This window comes from Microbacterium profundi (genome assembly GCF_000763375.1).
Lineage (GTDB): Bacteria > Actinomycetota > Actinomycetes > Actinomycetales > Microbacteriaceae > Microbacterium > Microbacterium profundi.
The window spans coordinates 812,632-830,959 of sequence record NZ_JPSY01000001.1 but is presented as its reverse complement, the minus strand read 5'-3'; the positions used below and the strand labels follow the sequence as shown (position 1 = coordinate 830,959).

Sequence of the window (18,328 nt, the reverse complement as noted above, 5' to 3'; positions counted from 1 at the left end):
GAGACGGCGGACGGGAGAATGGATACAGAGATGTATCCGATACACCTGTGTATCCTACGGTGAGTCGGATGTGCGAAACTGTGCCTCGGATGTGAAAGTGAGACCATGACGATCCCCGTGACGAAGCGGCGCGAGAACACGCGAGTGCGATTGATGGATGCCGCCGCGCAGGTGTTCGCCGAGGTCGGACTCGAGGGCGCCAGCGTCGAGGCGATCTGCGAGCGCGCCGGGTTCACCCGCGGCGCCTTCTACTCGAACTTCGATTCCAAGGACGAACTGTTCCTCGAGCTCGCCTCGACCGTGACCGAGCAGCGTCTCGCGTCTGTGCGCGGGCGCATCGAGGAGTTCGTCGCAGCAGGTGTGCTGAACGGCGACGCCGACCCCATCGAACTGGTGCAGAAGGTCATGGACTCCGGCCTGGACGACCGTCTGAGCGTGCTCATGATGAGTGAGATCCGCATCCGCGCGCTGCGTGATGAGGTCTTCGGGAAGGCCTACCTCGCGCAGGATCGGGCGATGACCGCCAGCATCGAGGAGATCATCCAGGGCATCATCGACTCGGGCCTGTTCGCGCTGCGGATCGATGTGCCCACCGCGGCGCAGATGCTCATGGTCCAATGGGAGGGGTGCATGGTGCGCGCGGCGGTGTCCGGCTGGGACGGCGAGAAGCTGCATCGCGCCGGCGCCGAGGCGCTCGGCCAACTGGTCGATCTGCTCATCGCGCCCGCCGCGGTCTGAGTCGCGACGACGCTGTGTGGCGAGACCGAGTTCGTGGCGCGAGACCGACCGTGCCTGGCGCTGTTTCGTGCTGCAGACTCGGTCTCGTGCCGCCCGCCGTCTACTCCGCGGCGAGCAGAGCGTGACAGCGTTCGAGGCGGTCGAGCCACCAGTCGCGACGCTCGACGGATGCCGCGAGCCTGTCCAGTCGCGCCGCGTCAGGGGTGATGCGGCCGACGGGAATCGTGCCGTCCGACGGCGAGAGATCGGCGACGTCCTCGACGAACAGCGCCCCGGTGCCGAGGCCGCAGTCGTAGTCGAGGTGGGGGAGAGCGGCCGCGAGAGCTGCGCCCTGTGAGAGTCCGACGGCGGTGTCGAGTGCGCTGGAGACGACAGCCGGAAGGCCGGCAGCGACGACGATCTGCAGCGCGCGGGTGAGGCCGCCGAGCGGCTGCGCCTTGATCACGATGAGGTCGGCAGCACCTGCGCGGGCGACGGCGAGCGGATCCTCGGCCTTGCGGATGCTCTCATCAGCGGCGATCGGAATGCCCATGTACTTCACGCGCATGCGCAGCTCGGCGAGCTCGTCGACGGTGGCGCATGGCTGCTCGGCGTACTCGAGATCGAACTCGGCGAGTGCGTGGATCGCGTGCTCCGCCTCGTCGACGTTCCATGCGCCGTTGGCGTCGATGCGCACGCGCCCCTCCGGTCCCAGCGCGTCGCGCACCGCACGCACCCTGGCGACGTCGTCGCTCAGCGGTTGGCCGGGATCGGCGACCTTGACCTTCGCCGTCCGGCATCCGGGGAATCGTGCCAGTACACCGGCGACCTCGGCGGCGGCGACCGCGGGAACCGTCGCGTTCACGCCGATCGACTGCCGCAGCGCAGTCGGCTGGGCGTTCCAGGCGTAGTCGATCGCCGAAGCGAGCCAGACGGATGCCTCGGCATCCGCATACTCGACGAACGGCGAGAACTCGGCCCAGCCCTCTGGACCCTCGAACAGCAGCGCTTCGCGCACGTCGACGCCGCGGAAGCGCGTCGTCATGGGGAGGGCGACCACACGGGCCGTGTCGAGCAGCTCTGCGAGCGACGGGGTCATGTCACCATCATGCCCTCATCGAACTCATCGGGCCGGGTGCCGTGCCGAGCCAGGGCTCGCGTCGCGACACCTGTAAGCGCCGCGACACCTGTCAGTTCAAAAGACGGATGTCAGTCCAGAAACGCAGTTCTCGACTGACACCTGTGATCTGAACTGACGAGTGTGCCGTGCCGCGTGTCCGGCGCTCAGACCAGCCGCTTCTGCAGCTCGGCCATGAGTTCGGAGGGTGCGAAGCCCAGGCGGCGGTTGATCGACAGCATGTGCTCGTTGACGCCGGCGTTGTACGTGTACACGGCGCGCACGTCAGAGGCGTGCGCCAGCAGCATCCGCAGATTCGCGATCTTGACGGCCATGCCCAGCCGGTTGCCGCGGGCCTCGCGACGCACGAGCGTGCCCCATTGGTAGGCGTTGCCGTCATCGCCCGACACGACCAGCTGCGTGAAAGCGACGACGCGGCCGCCGCGGTCGCATGCGACGGTTCCGAAACTGCGTCGATTCTGCTGGGCGATCAGCGTCTCGCTTCGGCGGATCTCACTCGTGTCGACCGTGGCCCGCTCGATCTCGAGGTCGCCGACCGGCGCCTCCGTGTCGACGGCGGCGTCGAGCTCGGCCCATCCGTCGACCAGCACCTGGGGAACGCTGCCGATCCATGAGCGCAGCGAGTAGTCCTGGGAGCGAGCGGATGCTTCGGCGCCGAGCGCATCGAGATGCGCTGCTGCGACGGGGAGCGGCAGGCGGCTCTGCACATCGCCGAGTGCCAGCGCGTAGCCGTGCCGTCGAGCGAACTCACGACCAGGAACTCCGGATCCGTCATCGCCCGCACTGCACGGCCACGACGCGTTCGCCTTCAGGATGCTGCGCCCTGCGCTTCGCGCCTCCTCCTCGAGCGCCGTGAGCGCTGCCGTACCGATGCCGCGGCGCCGCAGTTCCGGTGCGACGTGCACGCCGAGCATCGCGACCCGCAGGTTGTCGCGCATCGGCAGCGCGAGGCGCCCTCCCGCGACGACCTCGCCGTCGATCCGGGCGAGGTACGCGCGGCGATCGATCGTCGCGGTGTCGTGCTGCAACTCGTGCCGGGATTCGTCGCGCGTCCACACCGCAGTGCCGGCACCGCGATCCGCACGTTCGGCGGCGGCGTAGATGTCCCACCAGAGGTTCACCTCGCGGCTGTCGAACGGGTCGATCCGCATGAGTTCGAGCATCCTGCAACCGTAACCCGATCGAGGCGGCGCTTCCTGCGTGAGGTACGCGGGCGCGGGGAATAGGGTGGATGCCGTGGCCACCGCATCCGTCTCAGACCTGTTCGATCCCGCTGAATGGGTGCTGGCACCCGGTGCAGAGGATTACACCGACATCACCGCGCACGTCACGCATGACGGCGGCGTCGCCCGCATCGCGTTCCACCGACCGGAGGTGCGCAACGCCTTCCGGCCGCACACGGTCGACGAGCTGTACCGGGCGCTCGACATCGCCCGCCAGGATCCGAAGATCGGCGCCGTGCTGCTCACCGGCAACGGGCCGAGCGCGAAGGACGGCGGCTGGGCGTTCTGCTCCGGCGGCGACCAGCGCATCCGCGGCCGCGACGGCTACAAGTATGTTTCGACAGGCTCAGCAACCGACCCTTCGACCCCTGAGCCTGTCGAAGGGTCAGCGATCGAGAGTCCCGCAGCCGCTGCGTCGTTGGGGCGTCTGCACATCCTCGAGGTGCAGCGGCTGATCCGCTTCATGCCCAAGGTCGTCATCGCCGTCGTCCCCGGGTGGGCCGCGGGCGGCGGGCATTCGCTGCACGTGGTGTGCGACCTGACCGTCGCGAGTGCAGAGCACGGCAAGTTCAAGCAGACGGATGCCGATGTCGGCAGCTTCGACGCCGGATACGGCTCGGCGTACATGGCCCGTCAGACCGGGCAGAAATTCGCGCGCGAAGTGTTCTTCCTCGCCGAGGAGTACTCCGCGCAGCGCGCCTACGAGATGGGCGCCGTGAACCGGGTCGTGCCGCACGCCGACCTCGAGCGCGAGGCGCTGAAGATGGCGCGCACGGTGCTGACGAAGTCGCCCACCGCGATCCGCATGCTGAAGTTCGCCTTCAACGCGGTCGATGACGGGCTCGTCGGCCAGCAGGTGTTCGCCGGCGAGGCGACCCGCCTGGCCTACGGCACGGATGAGGCCGTCGAGGGCCGCGACTCCTTCCTCGAGAAGCGCGACCCCGACTGGACGTCGTTCCCCTGGCACTTTTGACGCGGTTCGGATCAATGCGAAGCGTTGATGCGAACCGGGTCAACATTGAGCGAGCGAAGCGAGTCGAAATGCAAGAGGCCCACCGATGACAGGACTGATCGCCACGCAGGCCGACGACGCCGTGCAGCTGCAGCAGGATCTCGCTCGAGCGCTCGACGGCGGCCCGGCATTGGCACTGGGGATGCTCGGCCTCGGCGCCTCGGACGACGAGCCGGAGGTCGTGGACGAGGGCACGGCCGTTGTGATCGGAACGTCCGGGTCCAGCGGCATCCCGAAGCGCGTCGTGCTGAGCGCAGAGGCTCTGCGCGCCGGAGCCGAGGCGACCGCACTCCGCATCGGATCGGGCAGCTGGCTGCTCGCGCTGCCGGCCGGATACGTCGCAGGTCTGCAGGTGCTGGCGCGCTCGATCCTCTCCGGAACCACTCCGGTGGTGCTGAGAGACGGGTTCTCGGCCCGAAGCTTCGCCGAGGCGACCCTGCCGATGCTGCGCGGCCGGGGCGAGAAGCTGTTCACGTCGCTGGTGCCGGCGCAGGTCGCGACCCTGCTCGATGCGGCCGTCGATGACACGACCGTCCTCGCCGCACTCCAGGCGTACTCCGCGATCCTCGTCGGAGGCCAGGCGCTCCCTGAGCCGGTGCGGGAGCGCGCCACCGAGCTCGGCGTGCACCTCGTGCGTACCTACGGCTCGACAGAGACGAGCGGCGGGTGCGTGTACGACGGCGTCCCGCTCGAGACCGTCGCAGTGAAGACCGTCGACGGCGAACTGCGCATCGCCGGACCCATGCTCGCCGACGGCTACCTCGGTGATCCTGCCCTCACCGGGGCCACCTTCGAGCGCGACGAGCACGGCATCCGCTGGTATCGCACCGGCGATCTCGGCATCGTCGAAGACGGTGTCGTGCGCGTGCACGGCCGCGCCGACAACGTGATCGTCTCGGGCGGCGTCAACATCTCCCTCGACCGGGTCGAGCGCATCGTCCGCGGCATCCCGGGTCTGACAAGTGCCGTCGTGGTCGGCGTCGACGACGAGCGATGGGGCGAGGCATCCGTCATCGTCGCCGAGCGCGGCGAGGCGCTGCGGCGCAGCGAATCCGAACAATTAGGGCATGCGCGCGAGGTCGTCGCGGAGCAGCTGGGCAAGCCTGCGCGGCCTGCACGGATGATCATCGTCGACGAGATGGCGACGCTGAGCTCTGGAAAGCCCGACCGTGAGGCGATCCGTCGCCTGGTCGCCGAACTGCACTGAGTTCCGAGAAGACGAGCTCCGGAAAGGGAGAGCATGGCCACGTACGCCCATGGGCACGGCGAGATCCTCTGCCGCGCCTGACGTCGGCTGGCGTACGCCGTGTTGCGGATGGCGGAGGATGTCACGGACGTCGGAGGTTCTGGACGAATATCTCCGCCAAACGTCGCACCCTCCGCCAAACGTCGCACCCGCGCACGGATCCACCCTCGGGATACATCGCTGGACGGATGCTGGCGCACGGGCGCCTCGCGTAGCGTGAAAGGGTGATCCGCCCGCTGTCCCGCACCTCGCTCGTCCTCGACATCGTCGGGGCGTTCGTGCTGTTCGCGGTCCTCGTGCCCACATCGCTCGCGTTCTACGCGCCGGGAAACCTCAGCACCACAGTCCCCGAGGCTGTCGGCATCGGTGGGCTCGTCGTCGCCGCGGTGCTGCAATGCGGCGCGGTGGCGATCGGGCGGCTCGCGCCCGGCATCGCCCTGGCTGTGGCGTGGGCCGGCGCGCTCGTGCAGATGGCGGCGGGGCTCGGGCCCCTTCCGATCAATGTCGCGATCCTCGGCGTGCTGTACGCGGCCGCCGCATGGGGCACGACCCGCGTCTTCTGGGCAGGTCTCGTCTCGTCATTCGTCGGCGGGGTCATCGCGGCGATCTACATCGCCCTCAGCAACGAGCAGTTCTTCGTCGGGGTCGGACTCTCCAGTACCGTCGCGAGCTTCGTGCTGATCGCCTTCATGAGCATCCTCGCGCTCGGCTCGCCATGGCTGGGAGGGTTCGGCTGGCGCATGGTGCTGCGCTGGCGCGTCAGCCGCGAAGCGCAGACGCGAGCCGAACTCGCCACGGCCGAGGAGCAGGAGCGGGTGCGCATCGCCCGCGACATGCACGACGTCGTCGCGCACTCGCTCGCCGTGATCGTGGCGCAGTCCGATGGAGCGCGCTATGCGGCGGCCTCCTCACCAGAGGTCGCAGTCGAGGCACTGGGCACGATCTCGCAGACCGCGCGCTCCGCGCTCTCAGACGTGCGGATGCTGCTCACTCAACTGCGGCATCGCCAGGGCGACGGACCCCAGCCCACCATCGCCGACCTCGAGCAGCTGTTCGCGCAGGTGCGGCAGGCGGGCGTCGAACCGCGCGTCACGGTCGATCCGATGCCGCCGGGCGAGCCACCAGGTGCCATCCAGCTCGCCGTGTACCGCATCCTGCAGGAGGCGCTGACCAATGCCATCCGGCACGGCTCTGGCGGGGCGGTCGACATCCGCCTGGCGTGGCTGCCCGACCGGGTCGAGGTCGAAGTGCGCAATGCGGTCGCGGTCGCTCAGGTCGTCGGCGCTCCCGGCGGACACGGCCTGGTCGGCATGCGAGAGCGCGCGCAGCTCGTCGGCGGCTCGCTGCGGGCCGAGCGCACCGGCGACGAGTTCGTCGTTCATGCGGCACTGCCCATCGGTGCGACGCAACCATCGGAGGGACGCGCATGATCCGGGTGCTGCTGGTCGACGACCAGGCGCTGTTCCGTGCCGGCATCCGGATGCTGGTGTCGTCCCAGCCAGACATGGAAGTGGTCGCAGAGGCGGGCGATGGGCAGGAGGCGCTCGCCGTCGTGGCGCAGACGGCACCGGACGTGGTGCTCATGGACATCCGAATGCCGGTGATGGACGGTCTCACGGCCACAGCCGGGATCCTCAAGTCGCCGGATGCCCCGAAGGTCGTGATGCTGACGACCTTCGACCTCGACGAGGCCGCAGCACGTGCGATCAGGCAGGGGGCGAGCGGGTTCCTGTTGAAGGATGCCGAGCCGGAGTTCCTGCTCGCCGCGATCCGCACCGTGCACTCAGGGTCGAATGTGATCGCGGCATCCGCCACTCGTGAGCTGTTCGCGCACTTCACCGAGGCGGCGAAACCAGTGCCTTCGGCCTATGCGTCGTTGACCGATCGCGAGCGGGAGATCTTCGCGCTCGCCGCGCGCGGGCTGTCGAACTCGGAGATCGCCGGACGCGAATTTCTCAGCGAGGCCACGGTGAAAACGCACATCAGCCGTATCCTCACCAAGCTCGCGCTGCGCGACCGCGTGCAGCTGGTGGTCTTCGCGTTCGAGCACGGTCTGAACTGACTGCGAAACCGGGTGGTCGAGCTCTCAGACGAGTCGAGCTGGTGAGCCGTATGCGCTCACGGCACGGTCCGAGGTGAAGAGGGTGATTCCCTCCACTCGTGCCTGGGCCACGAGCATGCGATCGAAAGGGTCTCGATGGATCGCAGGCAGATCGGCGATCGCGGCGGCGTGCGCGCTCGTGATGGACAGCTCTTCGTAGCCGTTGTCGATCAGGGCCCTGCGGAACGAACGAGAATCCACTGTGAAGTCGGCGCGGCCCAGACCGGCTTTGATCGATATCTCCCAGACGCTCGCAGCGCTGAACATGGGAAGGTTGGACTCGTCCTCGAGCAGTTCGCTCATGGCAGGCGAAAGCCGGTCCGGCTGCAGCCCGGCCCACAACAGCAGGTGCGTATCGAGCAGCAGTCGCATTCAGGCGTCCTCGCCCTCGAACAGGGCCGCGATATCGGCGCCGGCGATCTCGTCGAAGTCGTCGGGAACCTGTGCGTCGCCGGCGAGGAAACCGAGTCGTCTGCGCGCGGTCGGAGAATCGATGCGCGTCAATTTCGCCACGGGCTTGCCGGCCTTCGCGATGATCACCACTTCGCCGTCGGAGGCGGCATTGACCAGCTTCGAAAGGTGGGTCTTCGCCTCGTGCATGTTGACAGTGGGCATGACATCTCCTGGACTGAGTCCGCTTAGTCTAGTCCATCGGTCGTGTTGTTTCGTGGAACCGAAGGACGCGCAGGATCATCCTTGAGATGTATGCGGATGATGCGCACGGGCGATGCGGCGCAGCATCCGCTCTTCCTAACGTCGTAGGTATGGAGATCACGACCACAGACCTCGGGCTCGCAGCCCGTGTGCAGCACCTGACGAAGTCATACGGCTCTGGCGAGAGCGCCGTCACTGCTCTCGACGACATCAGCGTCGGTATCCGCCGCGGGCAGTTCACCGCCATCATGGGGCCGAGCGGATCGGGCAAGTCGACGCTCATGCACATCATGGCCGGCCTCGATGCGCCGACCGAGGGGCGCGCGTGGATCGGCGACACCGAGATCACCGGACTCGGCGACCTCGACCTCACGATCCTGCGGCGGCGGAGGGTCGGCTTCATCTTCCAGGCGTTCAACCTGGTGCCGACGCTCGATGCGATCGGCAACATCCTGCTGCCTTTCGAACTCGACGGTCGCCGGCCCAGCGCGATCGAACGCGCCAGGATCGACGGACTCGTCGAGACCCTCGGTCTCGGCGCGCGTCTGCGGCACCGTCCGCACGAGCTCTCCGGCGGCCAGCAGCAGCGCGTGGCCATCGCCCGCGCGCTCGCCACCGCGCCCGACCTCGTGTTCGCGGATGAGCCGACCGGCAACCTCGACTCCGCCAGCGGGCGCGAGGTGCTGCAACTGCTTTCGACCGCGAGCAGTGAGCACGGCCAGTCCATCGCGATGGTCACGCACGACGCGATCGCGGCCAGTCACGCCGACCGGGTGCTGTACCTCGGTGACGGCCGCATCGTCGCCGACCATCCTCGCCAGAGCGCCGAGCAGATCGCGGCGCACATGCTCGCCGCGGAGGTGGCGGCGTGAGCGCCGTCGCCGCCGTCGTCTCGGACACGAGTGCGACGGGCCCGCGCCTCACCTGGTTGCGCGACCGCGGGATGGGAGCCAGCGTGCTGGTCGCCGCCCTGTCATCGGCGCTCGGCGTCGTGCTCGTCGAGGCGACGATGTACATCGGTGCGATGCTGCGGGCCGACCCGTACATCGGTGACAGCGGAACGTTGGCCGTCGTGGTCGCACTGCTGTCCGTGCTGCTGATCGGCGTCGCGCTCTACGTCGGCGCGATCGTCACCGCCAACACGTTCTCGACGATCATCGCCGGGCGTACGCGGTACATCGCGCTGGTGCGGCTGATCGGCGGGAGCGCCCGTTCCCAGCGGGTCGAGGTCGCGAATCAGGGGCTGGTCGTCGGCGCACTCGGCGCCGTGGTCGGTCTGGTCGCGGGCTTCGGCATCGTCTGGATAGGACTGGGCGTCGCCGATCGGATGCTGGGCGCGGCGGCCTCGTTCACACTGGCGCAGCCGGCGATTCTGATCCCTGCGCTCGGGGTCGCGCTGACGACGTGGGCGGCAGCCTGGGTCGGATCCCGGCGCGTGCTCGCGGTGACTCCGCTGCAGGCGATCGGAGGGTCGGTGGAGCGCTCGCACGAGGATGCCGCACGGCGCCCCACGCGTCACGTCGGAGCGCTGCTGCTGCTCATCGCCGGTGCGGCGCTGCTGGCGTTCGGCGTGCTCATCGGACTGGTGACGCCGCTGGGCGTGGTCGTGGCGTTCTTCGGCGGACTGCTCTCGTTCACCGGGATCTCACTGGGCGCCGTGCTGGTGATGCCGCCGCTGCTGCGTCTGGTCGGAAAGCTGTTCGGGCGCTCGGCGACGGCACGGCTCGCCGCGGAGAACGCGCTGCGGTATCCGGAGCGCTCCAGCCGCATGGCGATCGGTGTCGTCATGGGTGTGACTCTGGTGACGATGTTCGCGGTCGCGCTGGAATCGGTCAAGGTGCTTCTGGCGAAGGCCGCGGGTGGAGAGGTCGACTCGGAGTTCGCCCTGATCATGGACAGCTTCTCCGCCATCATGATGGTGCTGGTCGGCGTCTCGGCGGTGATCGCCGCGGTCGGGCTGGTGAACCTGCTCACGATCGGAGTCGTGCAGCGGCGACGCGAAATCGGGCTGCTGCGCGCGATCGGGCTGTCGAACGGCCAGGTGCGACGGATGATCCTGCTCGAGGCCCTGCACATCACGATCACGGCGACCGCCACCGGTCTCGCACTCGGCGTCGTGTACGGCTGGATCGCCGCGCAGTCGCTGCTCGGCTCTGTGCGGATGCCGCCGAACTTCGAAGAGACCGCGGGGCTTGTGGCTCCGGCCGTGCCGTGGATCCCGGTGGCCGTGATCGTCGTCGCGACTGCGGTGCTGACCCTCGTGGCTGCCGCGGCGCCCACCCGGCTCGCAACCAGGGTGGCACCGGTCGAGGCGCTGGCCGTGGACTGAGCCGGCTGGTCGCGGCGGTGGCGGGCGGCCGGCCGGCCGATGCAGGTGGCGGGAGGGGTCGCTTGGTGTCGCTTCGGGTCGCGGGAGGCGGCACGTGGCGCCACCTCCTGCAGCGCGGGGCTGGCGCGCGATGGCGCGCGCCGGAGTCTCGTAGGCTGGGGGGATGCCGCAACCGTTCGATCAGTCCGCATACCAGGTCCGCTTCGAGTGGGGTGTCGCGGGACTGCAGCGTCTCGCGCCGTCCGACGTGGTCGTCGTGGTCGACGTGCTCCGCTTCTCATCGACGGTGACGGATGCCGTGGCATCCGGCCGCACGGTCACGCTCACGGATGCCGCTGGCTGGTCGCGCAACGGCGCAGCCGTGGTCGCGGCGGCCGCAGCGGCGGGCGAGCCGACCGTGCTCCTTGGCTCGCTGCGCAACGCCTCGGCCGTGGCGAGGACCGTGCTCGAACTTCAGAACCGACGGCAGCAGCGCACTTCGGTCGCCATGATCGCGGCGGGCGAGCTGACGGATGCCGGAGACCTCCGCTTCGCCGTCGAAGACCAGCTCGGCGCCGGCACGATCATCGCGGCGCTCAGCGACCTGGGCGCCGATCACACCTCGCCGGATGCCGCGGCTGTCTGCGAATCGGCCCGCGGACTGCGACGGGCGATGAGGCATCTGCTGACGGCATCCGGGTCCGGCAAGGAGATCGCCGACGGCGTATCAGCGACCGCGCGCATCGAAGCGGCGGGTCTCGTTCCGACCGACACTGCGGCCGCCGCCGAAGTCGACGCGACCGACGTCGTGCCCGTGCTCAGCGACGGGGTCTTCGTCGCGTTCGCGTGAGACACGCAGGTTTCGACTCGCTGACGCTGCTCGGCAGGTTTCGACTCGCTGACGCTCGCTCAACCCGTTTCGACTCGCTGACGCTCGCTCAACGACCCGTGGCGGAACGGTCCGGCTGACGCTCGCTCAACGACCCGTGGCGGAACGGTCCGGCTGACGCTCGCTCAACGACCCGTGGCGGAACCGTCCGGCTGACGCTCGCTCAACGACCCGTAGCGGAACCCCCGGCGGCTACTGCTCGCGCGGCATCTGCGCGGCCAGCTTCGCCGCCGCCGTGATCTCGCGGCGGGTCCAGGTGAACTCGAAACGCGGGTCGAACGTGCGCGAGCACTTGACGCATGAGGTCGCCCGGCTCGGCCTGCGGTGCCGGTAAGTGACGTGGCCGGCGGGGCAGGTGCCGATCCACGGAGCGAGCTCCTCTGCCGTCTCGCCGTGGTGCGTCGTGCCACCGACGTAGCCGATGTCGCGGGCGATGAGCTTCCACTTCGCCCCGTGCGCGGCCCGGTGTCCGGCCATGGCGTGCGCCACCTCGTGCAGCAGCACTTGATGGATCTCGTCATCGTCGAAGCGCGCAGCGAGATAGCGCGACACCGTGATGCGCTTCGCCCGGAAATCGCACTGACCGGCGCGGCGCTTGGCGTGGTCGAAGCCGAACGACCACGAGTCGTCGAGGTGCAGCCGGATCAGTGCGTCTCCCCAGACGCGCACACGGTCAAGTTCCGCCATGCGCCAAGAGTAAATCATCCCGCCGACAATGGGGATGCCGGACGCTTCGACAGGCTCAGCGACCGTGCAGGTCAGCTCCCGACGAGCTGCCCCGTGCGCCGCTTCTCCGCGGCGTCGATCGCGAGCAGAGCGACCTCGAGCTCGGCATCCGCTGCGCCGGCCTCCCGACGCAGGAAGAGCGCCTGCTTGAAGCTCGTGCGGGCCTGCTCGAAGTCACCGGCGTCGTACGCGTTCTTGCCGTGGTGCTGGTGCGCGAACGCCGCGATCGACGCCCACCCCTGCCCTTCGGCCTCGGATGCGCAGGTCGCCAGTTCCTGTTCGGCTGCGGCGTGCGCTCCGCGGTACTGCAGGATCGTCGCGTGCAGCACGCGTGCGCGAAGAACGTCCTTGCGCGTGCCGGCCATCCGCGCCACTCGCACGGATTCATCCGAGAGCTTCAGCGCGTCGTCGAGCTGATCGAGCACCTTGAGCAGCCAGACCCTCTCGAGCAGCGCCGGCAGGCTGCGCTGCGACTCGATCTCGACCAGTCGTTCTGCGCACTCGACCTTATCGATCAGCTCACGAAGAGTCTCTGGATCGTAACCCTTGATGTAACCCATGTGCTCTCCCTCCGCAGCGCCTCGCTCCAGTCTGCCTGTCGGATCAGCAGACGAGCCGGCGGCACGCCCCGGAGTGCGATTTCAGCGCAGGAAGATCGACGCGTCCGGCTTCGGGGAGGCCACAGCATCCGCATCCGTGACGATCCGCGCACCTTTCGCGAAGGCGGTGACCTCGCCATCCTGCGCGATCTTCGCCGGGTGGGGGCCGGCCGCCAGCATCCGCGGCAGCCATGCGGTCGGCAGGGGAGAAGCGGATGCCGCGATCACCAGATTCCCGAACCGGCGGCCCTTCAGCACCTGAGTGTCGGCGAGCAGCGCGACCTCGGGGAGCACGTGCGCGATCGTGGCGACCTGCCGTCGCGCGAACGCGAGCCCAGGACCGTCGGCGACGTTGACGAGCAGCACTCCGACCGGGGCGAGGAGCTCTGACACCTCGCGATAGAACTCCACGCTGGTCAGATGGGCGGGCGTCTGCGCGCCGGAGTAGACGTCCGAGACGACGAGGTCGCAGGCGCCGGTGAGCGCGGGCGGCAGTTTCGGAACACCAGCGCGCGCATCCCCGATCCGAATGCGGATCGACGCCCCGCGAGGCAGCGGCAGGTGCTCGCGCACGAGAGCGGCCAGCGGCGCTTCCAATTCGATCACCTGTTGACGCGAGCCCGGTCTGGTGGCCTCGATGTAGCGGGGGACGGTCAGCGCGCCGGCGCCGAGGTGCACGGCGGTCAACGGTGCACCCGCCGAGGTCAGCTGATCGATCACTGCACCCATGCGCACGACGTACTCGAAATGCAGGTGCGTGGGGTCGTCGAGGTCGACGTGGGACTGCGGGGTGTCGTCGACGATCAGCTCGAAGCCGGTCGTGAACTCCGAGGGGATCACCCGGGCGATCCCGCCGTGGTCGAGGCGCGCCTCGGGGTGTTCGGCATCCCGAGCTCGTGTCCGTCCCATGCCCCCGAGCCTATGCGGGACGGGCGTGTTACAGGTCTATGACGATCGCTCGCACAAGTTGCAGGCATTTTGTTAGTGGTGAATACTTTTTACTGATCGGCATGCAACCGTTGTGCGCCGAGGCACTTTTCAATGAGGAGATTCACCAGATGAAGAAGCGCATTCTTCCCATCGTGGCGCTGGGCGTCACGGCAGCACTGGGCCTCGCCGCGTGTTCGGGCGGCACGGACACTGGCTCAGCCGACGGTGAGGACCAGACCCTCAGCGTCTGGATCATGCAGGGCACCAACCCCGACTCCACCGCGTTCCTCGACGAGGTCTCCTCGGCGTTCAAGGAGGAGACCGGCGCGACCGTCGAGTTCGAAGAGGTGCAGTGGGCAGATGCCCACGAACGCTTCGTGACCTCGATCGCCGGCGGCACGACCCCCGACATCGCCGAGACCGGCACCACCTGGACGGCGGAGTTCGCCGACGCCGGTGCGCTCGTTCCGATCGACGAGTACGTCGACGCCGAAGACGGCCTGCGCGACGACCTGGTCGAGGGCCTCGAAGTCGCCGGCACCTACGAAGAAGAGCTCTACGGCATGCCGTGGTACGCGGGTGTGCGCTCGATCGTCTACCGCGCCGACATCTTCGAAGAGCTGGGACTCGAGGCGCCGAAGACGTGGGATGACATCGTCACCGCCGGAGAGGCCATCAAGGCCGCGTACCCCGAGATGCTCGCATTCCCGGTCGCCGGCGACTCCGAGTTCTTCGTGTATCCGTGGGTCTGGGGCGCCGGCGGCGAGATCGCCACGGTGGACGGCGGCGAGTGGACGAGCGAACTGGACAGTGAGAAGTCGCAGGCAGGAATCCAGTTCTACACCGACTTGGCCACGAAGTACGGCTTCTCCTCCGCGGGTGCCACCACCTGGAAGGAGACCGACATCCGTGACGCGTTCACGCAGGGCAACGTCGCGATGATGCTGTCCGGTTCGTGGACGCCCAACGCGCTCATCGAGACGAACCCCGACCTCGAGGGCAAGCTCGGCGCAGCGGTCATCCCCGGTGAAGACGGCGGCATCGCCCCGTCGGTGCTCGGTGGATCGCACCTGTCGATCTTCAACACCACCAAGAACGCCGACCTCGCGTGGGAGTTCGTCAAGTTCATGACCACGGGCGAGTACGCCGAGCAGTGGGCTGAGCAGACCGGCTACTTCCCGGGTGTCGCCTCGGCGATGGAAGCGGCTCTCGCCTCGACCGACCCGCTGGTCGCACCGTTCGCCGAGCAGATGGTCGATGGCGGCGCGTCCGTGCCGGTGACCCCGAACTTCGGAGCCGTCCAGGCGAAGAAGACCACCAATGCGATGATCCAGTCGATCCTCAGCGGGCAGAAGGACGTCGCGACGGCGACGAAGGATGCCGCAGCCGAGATGACCGAGCTGCTCAACCAGTAACGACCAGTTAGGCAATACCCTCCATGTCGACGGTGCACGCACCGCTGCCGACACCCACGGAGGCGGGGAACACCCCCGCCTCCGTGGCCGGTGGCCGCCGATCAAATCGGTTCCTCTCCATCGCCAAGGCCCGTCCTTGGCTGCTCCTCGCTCCCGGGCTCGCGATCCTCGCAGGGCTCATGCTGTGGCCGCTGGTGCAGGTCTTCATCTACTCGCTGCAGGACTACGGGCTGCGGGAGATCAACACAGGGGAGAGCAATTTCATCGGCTTCGACAACTATGTCGAGGCGCTGACCGACCCCACTCTGTGGATCGTCGTCCTGCCGAACACCGTCGGCTTCGCGGCCGTCGCCGTGTTCACCACGGTGACCGTCGGCACACTCGTGGCGCTGCTGCTGCAGCGGCTCGGCACGACCTGGCGCCTGATCGTCTCCAGTTGCATCATGATCGCGTGGGCGATGCCGGCAGTCACAGGCACCTACGTGTGGACCTTCATCTTCGACGCCGATCGCGGCGTCTTCAACGACGTGCTGCGCAGCCTCGGCCTCATCGACGACTCGGTGAACTGGTTCACGAATCAGTGGTCCTTCTACGCGATCGTGCTGCTGAACGTCGTGCACCACGGCTTCCCGTTCGTCGCGATCACCGTGCTCGCAGGCCTGCTCGGCGTCTCCAAGGAGATGCTCGAGGCCGCAGCCCTCGACGGTGCCGGCGCCTGGCGCCGCTTCTGGGGCATCATCTTCCCGACTCTGCGTCCGGTGTTCTCGGTGGTGATCATCCTGTCGACCATCTGGGACTTCAAGGTGTTCGCGCAGGTGTATCTGATGCCGGGCGGCTCCGGCTCGAATCGCTCAGTGCTCAACCTCGGCGTCTGGTCGTACGTCGAGTCGTTCGGCCAGAACCGCTACGGTTTCGGCGCAGCCCTCGCGGTGCTGCTGACACTGGCGCTGATCGGCATCACGATCGTGTACATCCGCTCGCTCATGAAGGAGGACGAACTGTGAATCCGAACAACAAGTCCGTCCTGTCGAAGGTCGGAATCGGCGTCGCCGTCGCCGCAGTCCTGATCTTCACCCTCTTCCCGGTGTACTGGATGATCTCCAGCGCCTTCGACAAGAACGCCTCCAGCGGTGGTCGATCGTTCTTCCCCGAAGAGCTCACCTTCGACCACTTCGCCTTCGTGCTCACCGAGGGTGGATTCGGCGTCTTCCTCCGCAACTCCGCGATCGTCGCGCTCGTGACGGTGCTCGTCAGCGCCCTGGTCTGCCTGCTCGCCGCCGTCGCGGTGGCGCGGTTCAAGTTCAAGTTCCGCACCACGATCCTGATGATGATCCTCGTGGTGCAGATGGTGCCGCTCGAAGCGCTGGTCATCCCGCTGTTCCTGCAGGTGAAGAGCCTCGGCCTGCTCAACAGCATCATCGGTCTGATGATCGTGTACGTCGCGCTCTCGCTCGCGTTCGGCATCTGGATGCTGCGCGGCTTCGTCGCGGCGGTCCCGGTCGAGCTGGAGGAGGCGGCGTACATCGATGGCGCGAGCTGGTGGCGCATGTTCCGCTCCGTGCTGCTGCCGCTGGTGATGCCCGGCCTCGTGGCGACGAGCATCTTCAGTTTCATCACGGCGTGGAACGAGTTCATCTTCGCGATGACGATGCTCGGCGGCGCGAGCGACCAGTACACGGTCGCGATCGGTCTGAAGTCGTTCTTCGGCCTGTACTCCAACGACTGGGGCAGCATCATGGCCGCCTCTACGATCATCACGATCCCGGTCATGATCTTCTTCGTGATCGTGCAGCGCCGGCTCGCCAGCGGCATGGTCGCGGGAGCGGTGAAGGGATGACGGACGAACTCACCCGCCTCGCCAACAGCGTGCTGTGGCCGGGGTTCTTCGGGACGAGCCTCGAAGGCGACGGCGCTCCGGCGTGGCTGCTCGCAGCACTCGAGGACGACCTCGCGGGCGTCGTGTACTTCGGCCAGAACATCTCGGCGGAACTTCCCGAGCTGAGCGCCCGGATCCGTGCGGCGAATCCGCACGCGCTGATCGGCATCGACGAAGAGGGCGGCAGCGTCACCCGGCTCGAGGTCGCGACCGGATCGACGCTCCCCGGAGCCGCACAGCTCGGCATCGTCGACGACGTCGCCGCGACGGCGGCCACCGGAGCAGAGCTTGCTCGCCGCGCGCGGGCGGCCGGCATCAACGTCGTGCTCGGCCCCGTCGCCGACGTGAACACCGACCCGCGCAACCCCGTGATCGGGGTGCGTGCGTTCGGGGCGGATGCCGCGCTCGTCTCGCGCCACGTCGTGGCCACGGTCGAGGGCCTGCAGCACGGGGGAGTGGCCGCGTGCGTGAAACACTTCCCCGGCCACGGCGACACCCATCTCGACTCGCACCACGCGCTGCCCGTGATCACGCTGGATCCTGCCGAGATCGAGGATGTGCACCTCGAGCCGTTCCGCGCCGCGATCGCTGCGGGTGTGGACTCGATCATGACCGCGCACATCGTCGTCCCCGCGTGGGGCGAGCGGCCGGCGACCCTGAACCCCGCAGTGCTGGGGCGCCTGCGAGAGATGGGATTCGAGGGCGTCATCATCACGGACGCGCTCGACATGGCAGCCGTCCGCGAGTCCGTCGGCATCGGTGGCGCAGCGGTGCAGGCGCTGGCCGCAGGCGCCGACCTGCTGTGCATCGGCAACCCGACCAACCCGGGCTCTGCTGCCCACGCCGATCAGGATGAGCGCGACTATCTCACTGCGCGCGAGGCGGTCGTCGCCGCGCTGCGCGACGGCACTCTGCCGCGCGAGCGCGTCGAGCAGGCGCGCGATCGGGTGCGGATGCTGGCGGCGAAGCGCGCCGGAACCGTCGAGCATGCGCCCCGTGACGCCGACGACGAGTCCGACACTGCGACCTACGATGCTTCCGAGATCGTGCGCCGCGCATTGCGTGTCGCAGACTCAACAGGCGCGTCGCACGCGACGCCGGATGCCGCGGCATCCGTCCTGTCCGTCATCGACGCGCGTCGGCGCTCGACGCTCGCGGTCGACAGTGCGGCCTCGTACGTCGCGGACGGACTCGCCGGCGACGGCTTCCGCGTGCGTCTGGACGTCGACCGCGCGACGGATGAGGAACGCGATGCTGCCCTGAACGCGGCCATCGCATCCGATGGGCGACTCGTCCTGCTGATCGACCGCCCAGACGTCGCCGATGCGCAGCGCGCGCTCGTCGAGCTCGCGTCCGTCCGTGACGCGGACGCCGTCGTGGTCAACGTGGGCCTGCCGGCCCGGCATCCGCTGTCCCTTCCGATCGTCGAGGTCGCTGCCGCCAGCCGTGTCGGTGCCGAGGCCGCCCGCGACCTGCTGCTCGGGCGCTGACGCG

At 68.3% G+C, this 18,328-nt stretch carries 19 protein-coding genes; 12 read left to right on the top strand and 7 right to left on the bottom strand.

The genetic code is table 11. The annotated features are described in order from the left end of the window. Positions 1-105 precede the first annotated feature (105 nt). Positions 106-738, top strand: a complete 633-nt coding sequence (locus JF52_RS0103855; protein WP_033105110.1) for a TetR/AcrR family transcriptional regulator — start codon at positions 106-108, stop codon at positions 736-738. A gap of 100 nt (positions 739-838) precedes the next feature. Here the strand turns inward: JF52_RS0103855 and JF52_RS0103850 are convergent, their stop codons facing one another. Further along, a complete protein-coding gene (locus JF52_RS0103850) occupies positions 839-1,816 on the bottom strand; it encodes an o-succinylbenzoate synthase (RefSeq protein ID WP_033105109.1) in 978 nt (325 codons plus the stop codon). 185 nt (positions 1,817-2,001) lie between these two features. Beyond that, positions 2,002-3,018, bottom strand: coding sequence for a GNAT family N-acetyltransferase (locus tag JF52_RS0103845; protein ID WP_033105108.1), 1,017 nt, complete (start codon positions 3,016-3,018; stop codon positions 2,002-2,004). 73 nt (positions 3,019-3,091) lie between these two features. On the opposite strand from JF52_RS0103845, the gene JF52_RS0103840 reads away from it, so the two are divergent. The 4 genes from JF52_RS0103840 (at position 3,092) to JF52_RS0103825 (ending at position 7,398) form a co-directional block, all read left to right on the top strand. Then, a complete protein-coding gene (locus JF52_RS0103840; RefSeq protein WP_033106276.1) occupies positions 3,092-4,051 on the top strand; it encodes a 1,4-dihydroxy-2-naphthoyl-CoA synthase in 960 nt (319 codons plus the stop codon). An 85-nt stretch (positions 4,052-4,136) separates the two neighbouring features. Next, positions 4,137-5,297, top strand: coding sequence for an AMP-binding protein (locus JF52_RS0103835; RefSeq protein ID WP_084595547.1), 1,161 nt, complete (start codon positions 4,137-4,139; stop codon positions 5,295-5,297). Between the two features lie 263 nt (positions 5,298-5,560). Continuing rightward, positions 5,561-6,766, top strand: a complete 1,206-nt coding sequence (locus JF52_RS0103830) for a sensor histidine kinase (RefSeq protein WP_033105107.1) — start codon at positions 5,561-5,563, stop codon at positions 6,764-6,766. After that, the gene (locus JF52_RS0103825; RefSeq protein ID WP_033105106.1) at positions 6,763-7,398 is read left to right on the top strand and encodes a response regulator; all 636 of its coding nucleotides are present in this window, start codon (positions 6,763-6,765) and stop codon (positions 7,396-7,398) included. The genes JF52_RS0103830 and JF52_RS0103825 overlap by 4 nt, the downstream gene beginning before the upstream one ends. A 24-nt stretch (positions 7,399-7,422) precedes the next feature. Here the strand turns inward: JF52_RS0103825 and JF52_RS0103820 are convergent, their stop codons facing one another. Both JF52_RS0103820 and JF52_RS0103815 read right to left on the bottom strand, forming a co-directional pair. Then, on the bottom strand, positions 7,423-7,809 hold the full coding sequence (locus JF52_RS0103820) for a type II toxin-antitoxin system VapC family toxin (RefSeq protein ID WP_033105105.1): 387 nt from the start codon (positions 7,807-7,809) through the stop codon (positions 7,423-7,425). Further along, the gene (locus JF52_RS0103815; RefSeq protein ID WP_033105104.1) at positions 7,810-8,052 is read right to left on the bottom strand and encodes a type II toxin-antitoxin system Phd/YefM family antitoxin; all 243 of its coding nucleotides are present in this window, start codon (positions 8,050-8,052) and stop codon (positions 7,810-7,812) included. It abuts the gene before it with no gap. 149 nt (positions 8,053-8,201) lie between these two features. On the opposite strand from JF52_RS0103815, the gene JF52_RS0103810 reads away from it, so the two are divergent. From JF52_RS0103810 to JF52_RS0103800, 3 genes are all read left to right on the top strand, one after another. Next, positions 8,202-8,963 (top strand): ABC transporter ATP-binding protein, encoded by a 762-nt coding sequence (locus JF52_RS0103810; protein ID WP_033106274.1) that lies wholly within the window; start codon positions 8,202-8,204, stop codon positions 8,961-8,963. After that, positions 8,960-10,420 (top strand): ABC transporter permease, encoded by a 1,461-nt coding sequence (locus JF52_RS0103805; RefSeq protein ID WP_033105103.1) that lies wholly within the window; start codon positions 8,960-8,962, stop codon positions 10,418-10,420. The genes JF52_RS0103810 and JF52_RS0103805 overlap by 4 nt, the downstream gene beginning before the upstream one ends. A gap of 163 nt (positions 10,421-10,583) precedes the next feature. Continuing rightward, entirely contained in the window at positions 10,584-11,249 is a 666-nt protein-coding gene (locus JF52_RS0103800; RefSeq protein WP_033105102.1) for a 2-phosphosulfolactate phosphatase, read from the top strand. A gap of 231 nt (positions 11,250-11,480) precedes the next feature. Here JF52_RS0103800 and JF52_RS0103795 read toward each other — a convergent pair whose 3' ends face one another. The 3 genes from JF52_RS0103795 to JF52_RS0103785 all read right to left on the bottom strand — a co-directional run bounded on the left by JF52_RS0103795 (position 11,481) and on the right by JF52_RS0103785 (position 13,522). After that, positions 11,481-11,975 carry a SprT-like domain-containing protein gene (locus tag JF52_RS0103795; RefSeq protein ID WP_033105101.1) on the bottom strand — a complete coding sequence of 165 codons (495 nt, stop codon included), beginning with the start codon at positions 11,973-11,975 and terminating at the stop codon, positions 11,481-11,483. A gap of 71 nt (positions 11,976-12,046) precedes the next feature. Next, on the bottom strand, positions 12,047-12,574 hold the full coding sequence (locus tag JF52_RS0103790; protein WP_033105100.1) for a hypothetical protein: 528 nt from the start codon (positions 12,572-12,574) through the stop codon (positions 12,047-12,049). Between the two features lie 81 nt (positions 12,575-12,655). Further along, on the bottom strand, positions 12,656-13,522 hold the full coding sequence (locus JF52_RS0103785; protein WP_033105099.1) for a spermidine synthase: 867 nt from the start codon (positions 13,520-13,522) through the stop codon (positions 12,656-12,658). A 149-nt stretch (positions 13,523-13,671) separates the two neighbouring features. Here JF52_RS0103785 and JF52_RS0103780 point away from each other — a divergent pair, with 149 nt between their 5' ends. Genes JF52_RS0103780 through JF52_RS0103765 form a run of 4 tightly spaced genes read left to right on the top strand, consistent with a single transcriptional unit; the run spans position 13,672 to position 18,324 of the window. Further along, positions 13,672-14,958 (top strand): sugar ABC transporter substrate-binding protein, encoded by a 1,287-nt coding sequence (locus JF52_RS0103780; protein WP_033106273.1) that lies wholly within the window; start codon positions 13,672-13,674, stop codon positions 14,956-14,958. A gap of 23 nt (positions 14,959-14,981) precedes the next feature. After that, the gene (locus JF52_RS0103775; protein WP_033105098.1) at positions 14,982-15,962 is read left to right on the top strand and encodes a carbohydrate ABC transporter permease; all 981 of its coding nucleotides are present in this window, start codon (positions 14,982-14,984) and stop codon (positions 15,960-15,962) included. Next, positions 15,959-16,795, top strand: coding sequence for a carbohydrate ABC transporter permease (locus tag JF52_RS0103770; RefSeq protein WP_033105097.1), 837 nt, complete (start codon positions 15,959-15,961; stop codon positions 16,793-16,795). The genes JF52_RS0103775 and JF52_RS0103770 overlap by 4 nt, the downstream gene beginning before the upstream one ends. After that, the gene (locus tag JF52_RS0103765; protein WP_033105096.1) at positions 16,792-18,324 is read left to right on the top strand and encodes a glycoside hydrolase family 3 protein; all 1,533 of its coding nucleotides are present in this window, start codon (positions 16,792-16,794) and stop codon (positions 18,322-18,324) included. The genes JF52_RS0103770 and JF52_RS0103765 overlap by 4 nt, the downstream gene beginning before the upstream one ends. Positions 18,325-18,328 lie beyond the last annotated feature (4 nt).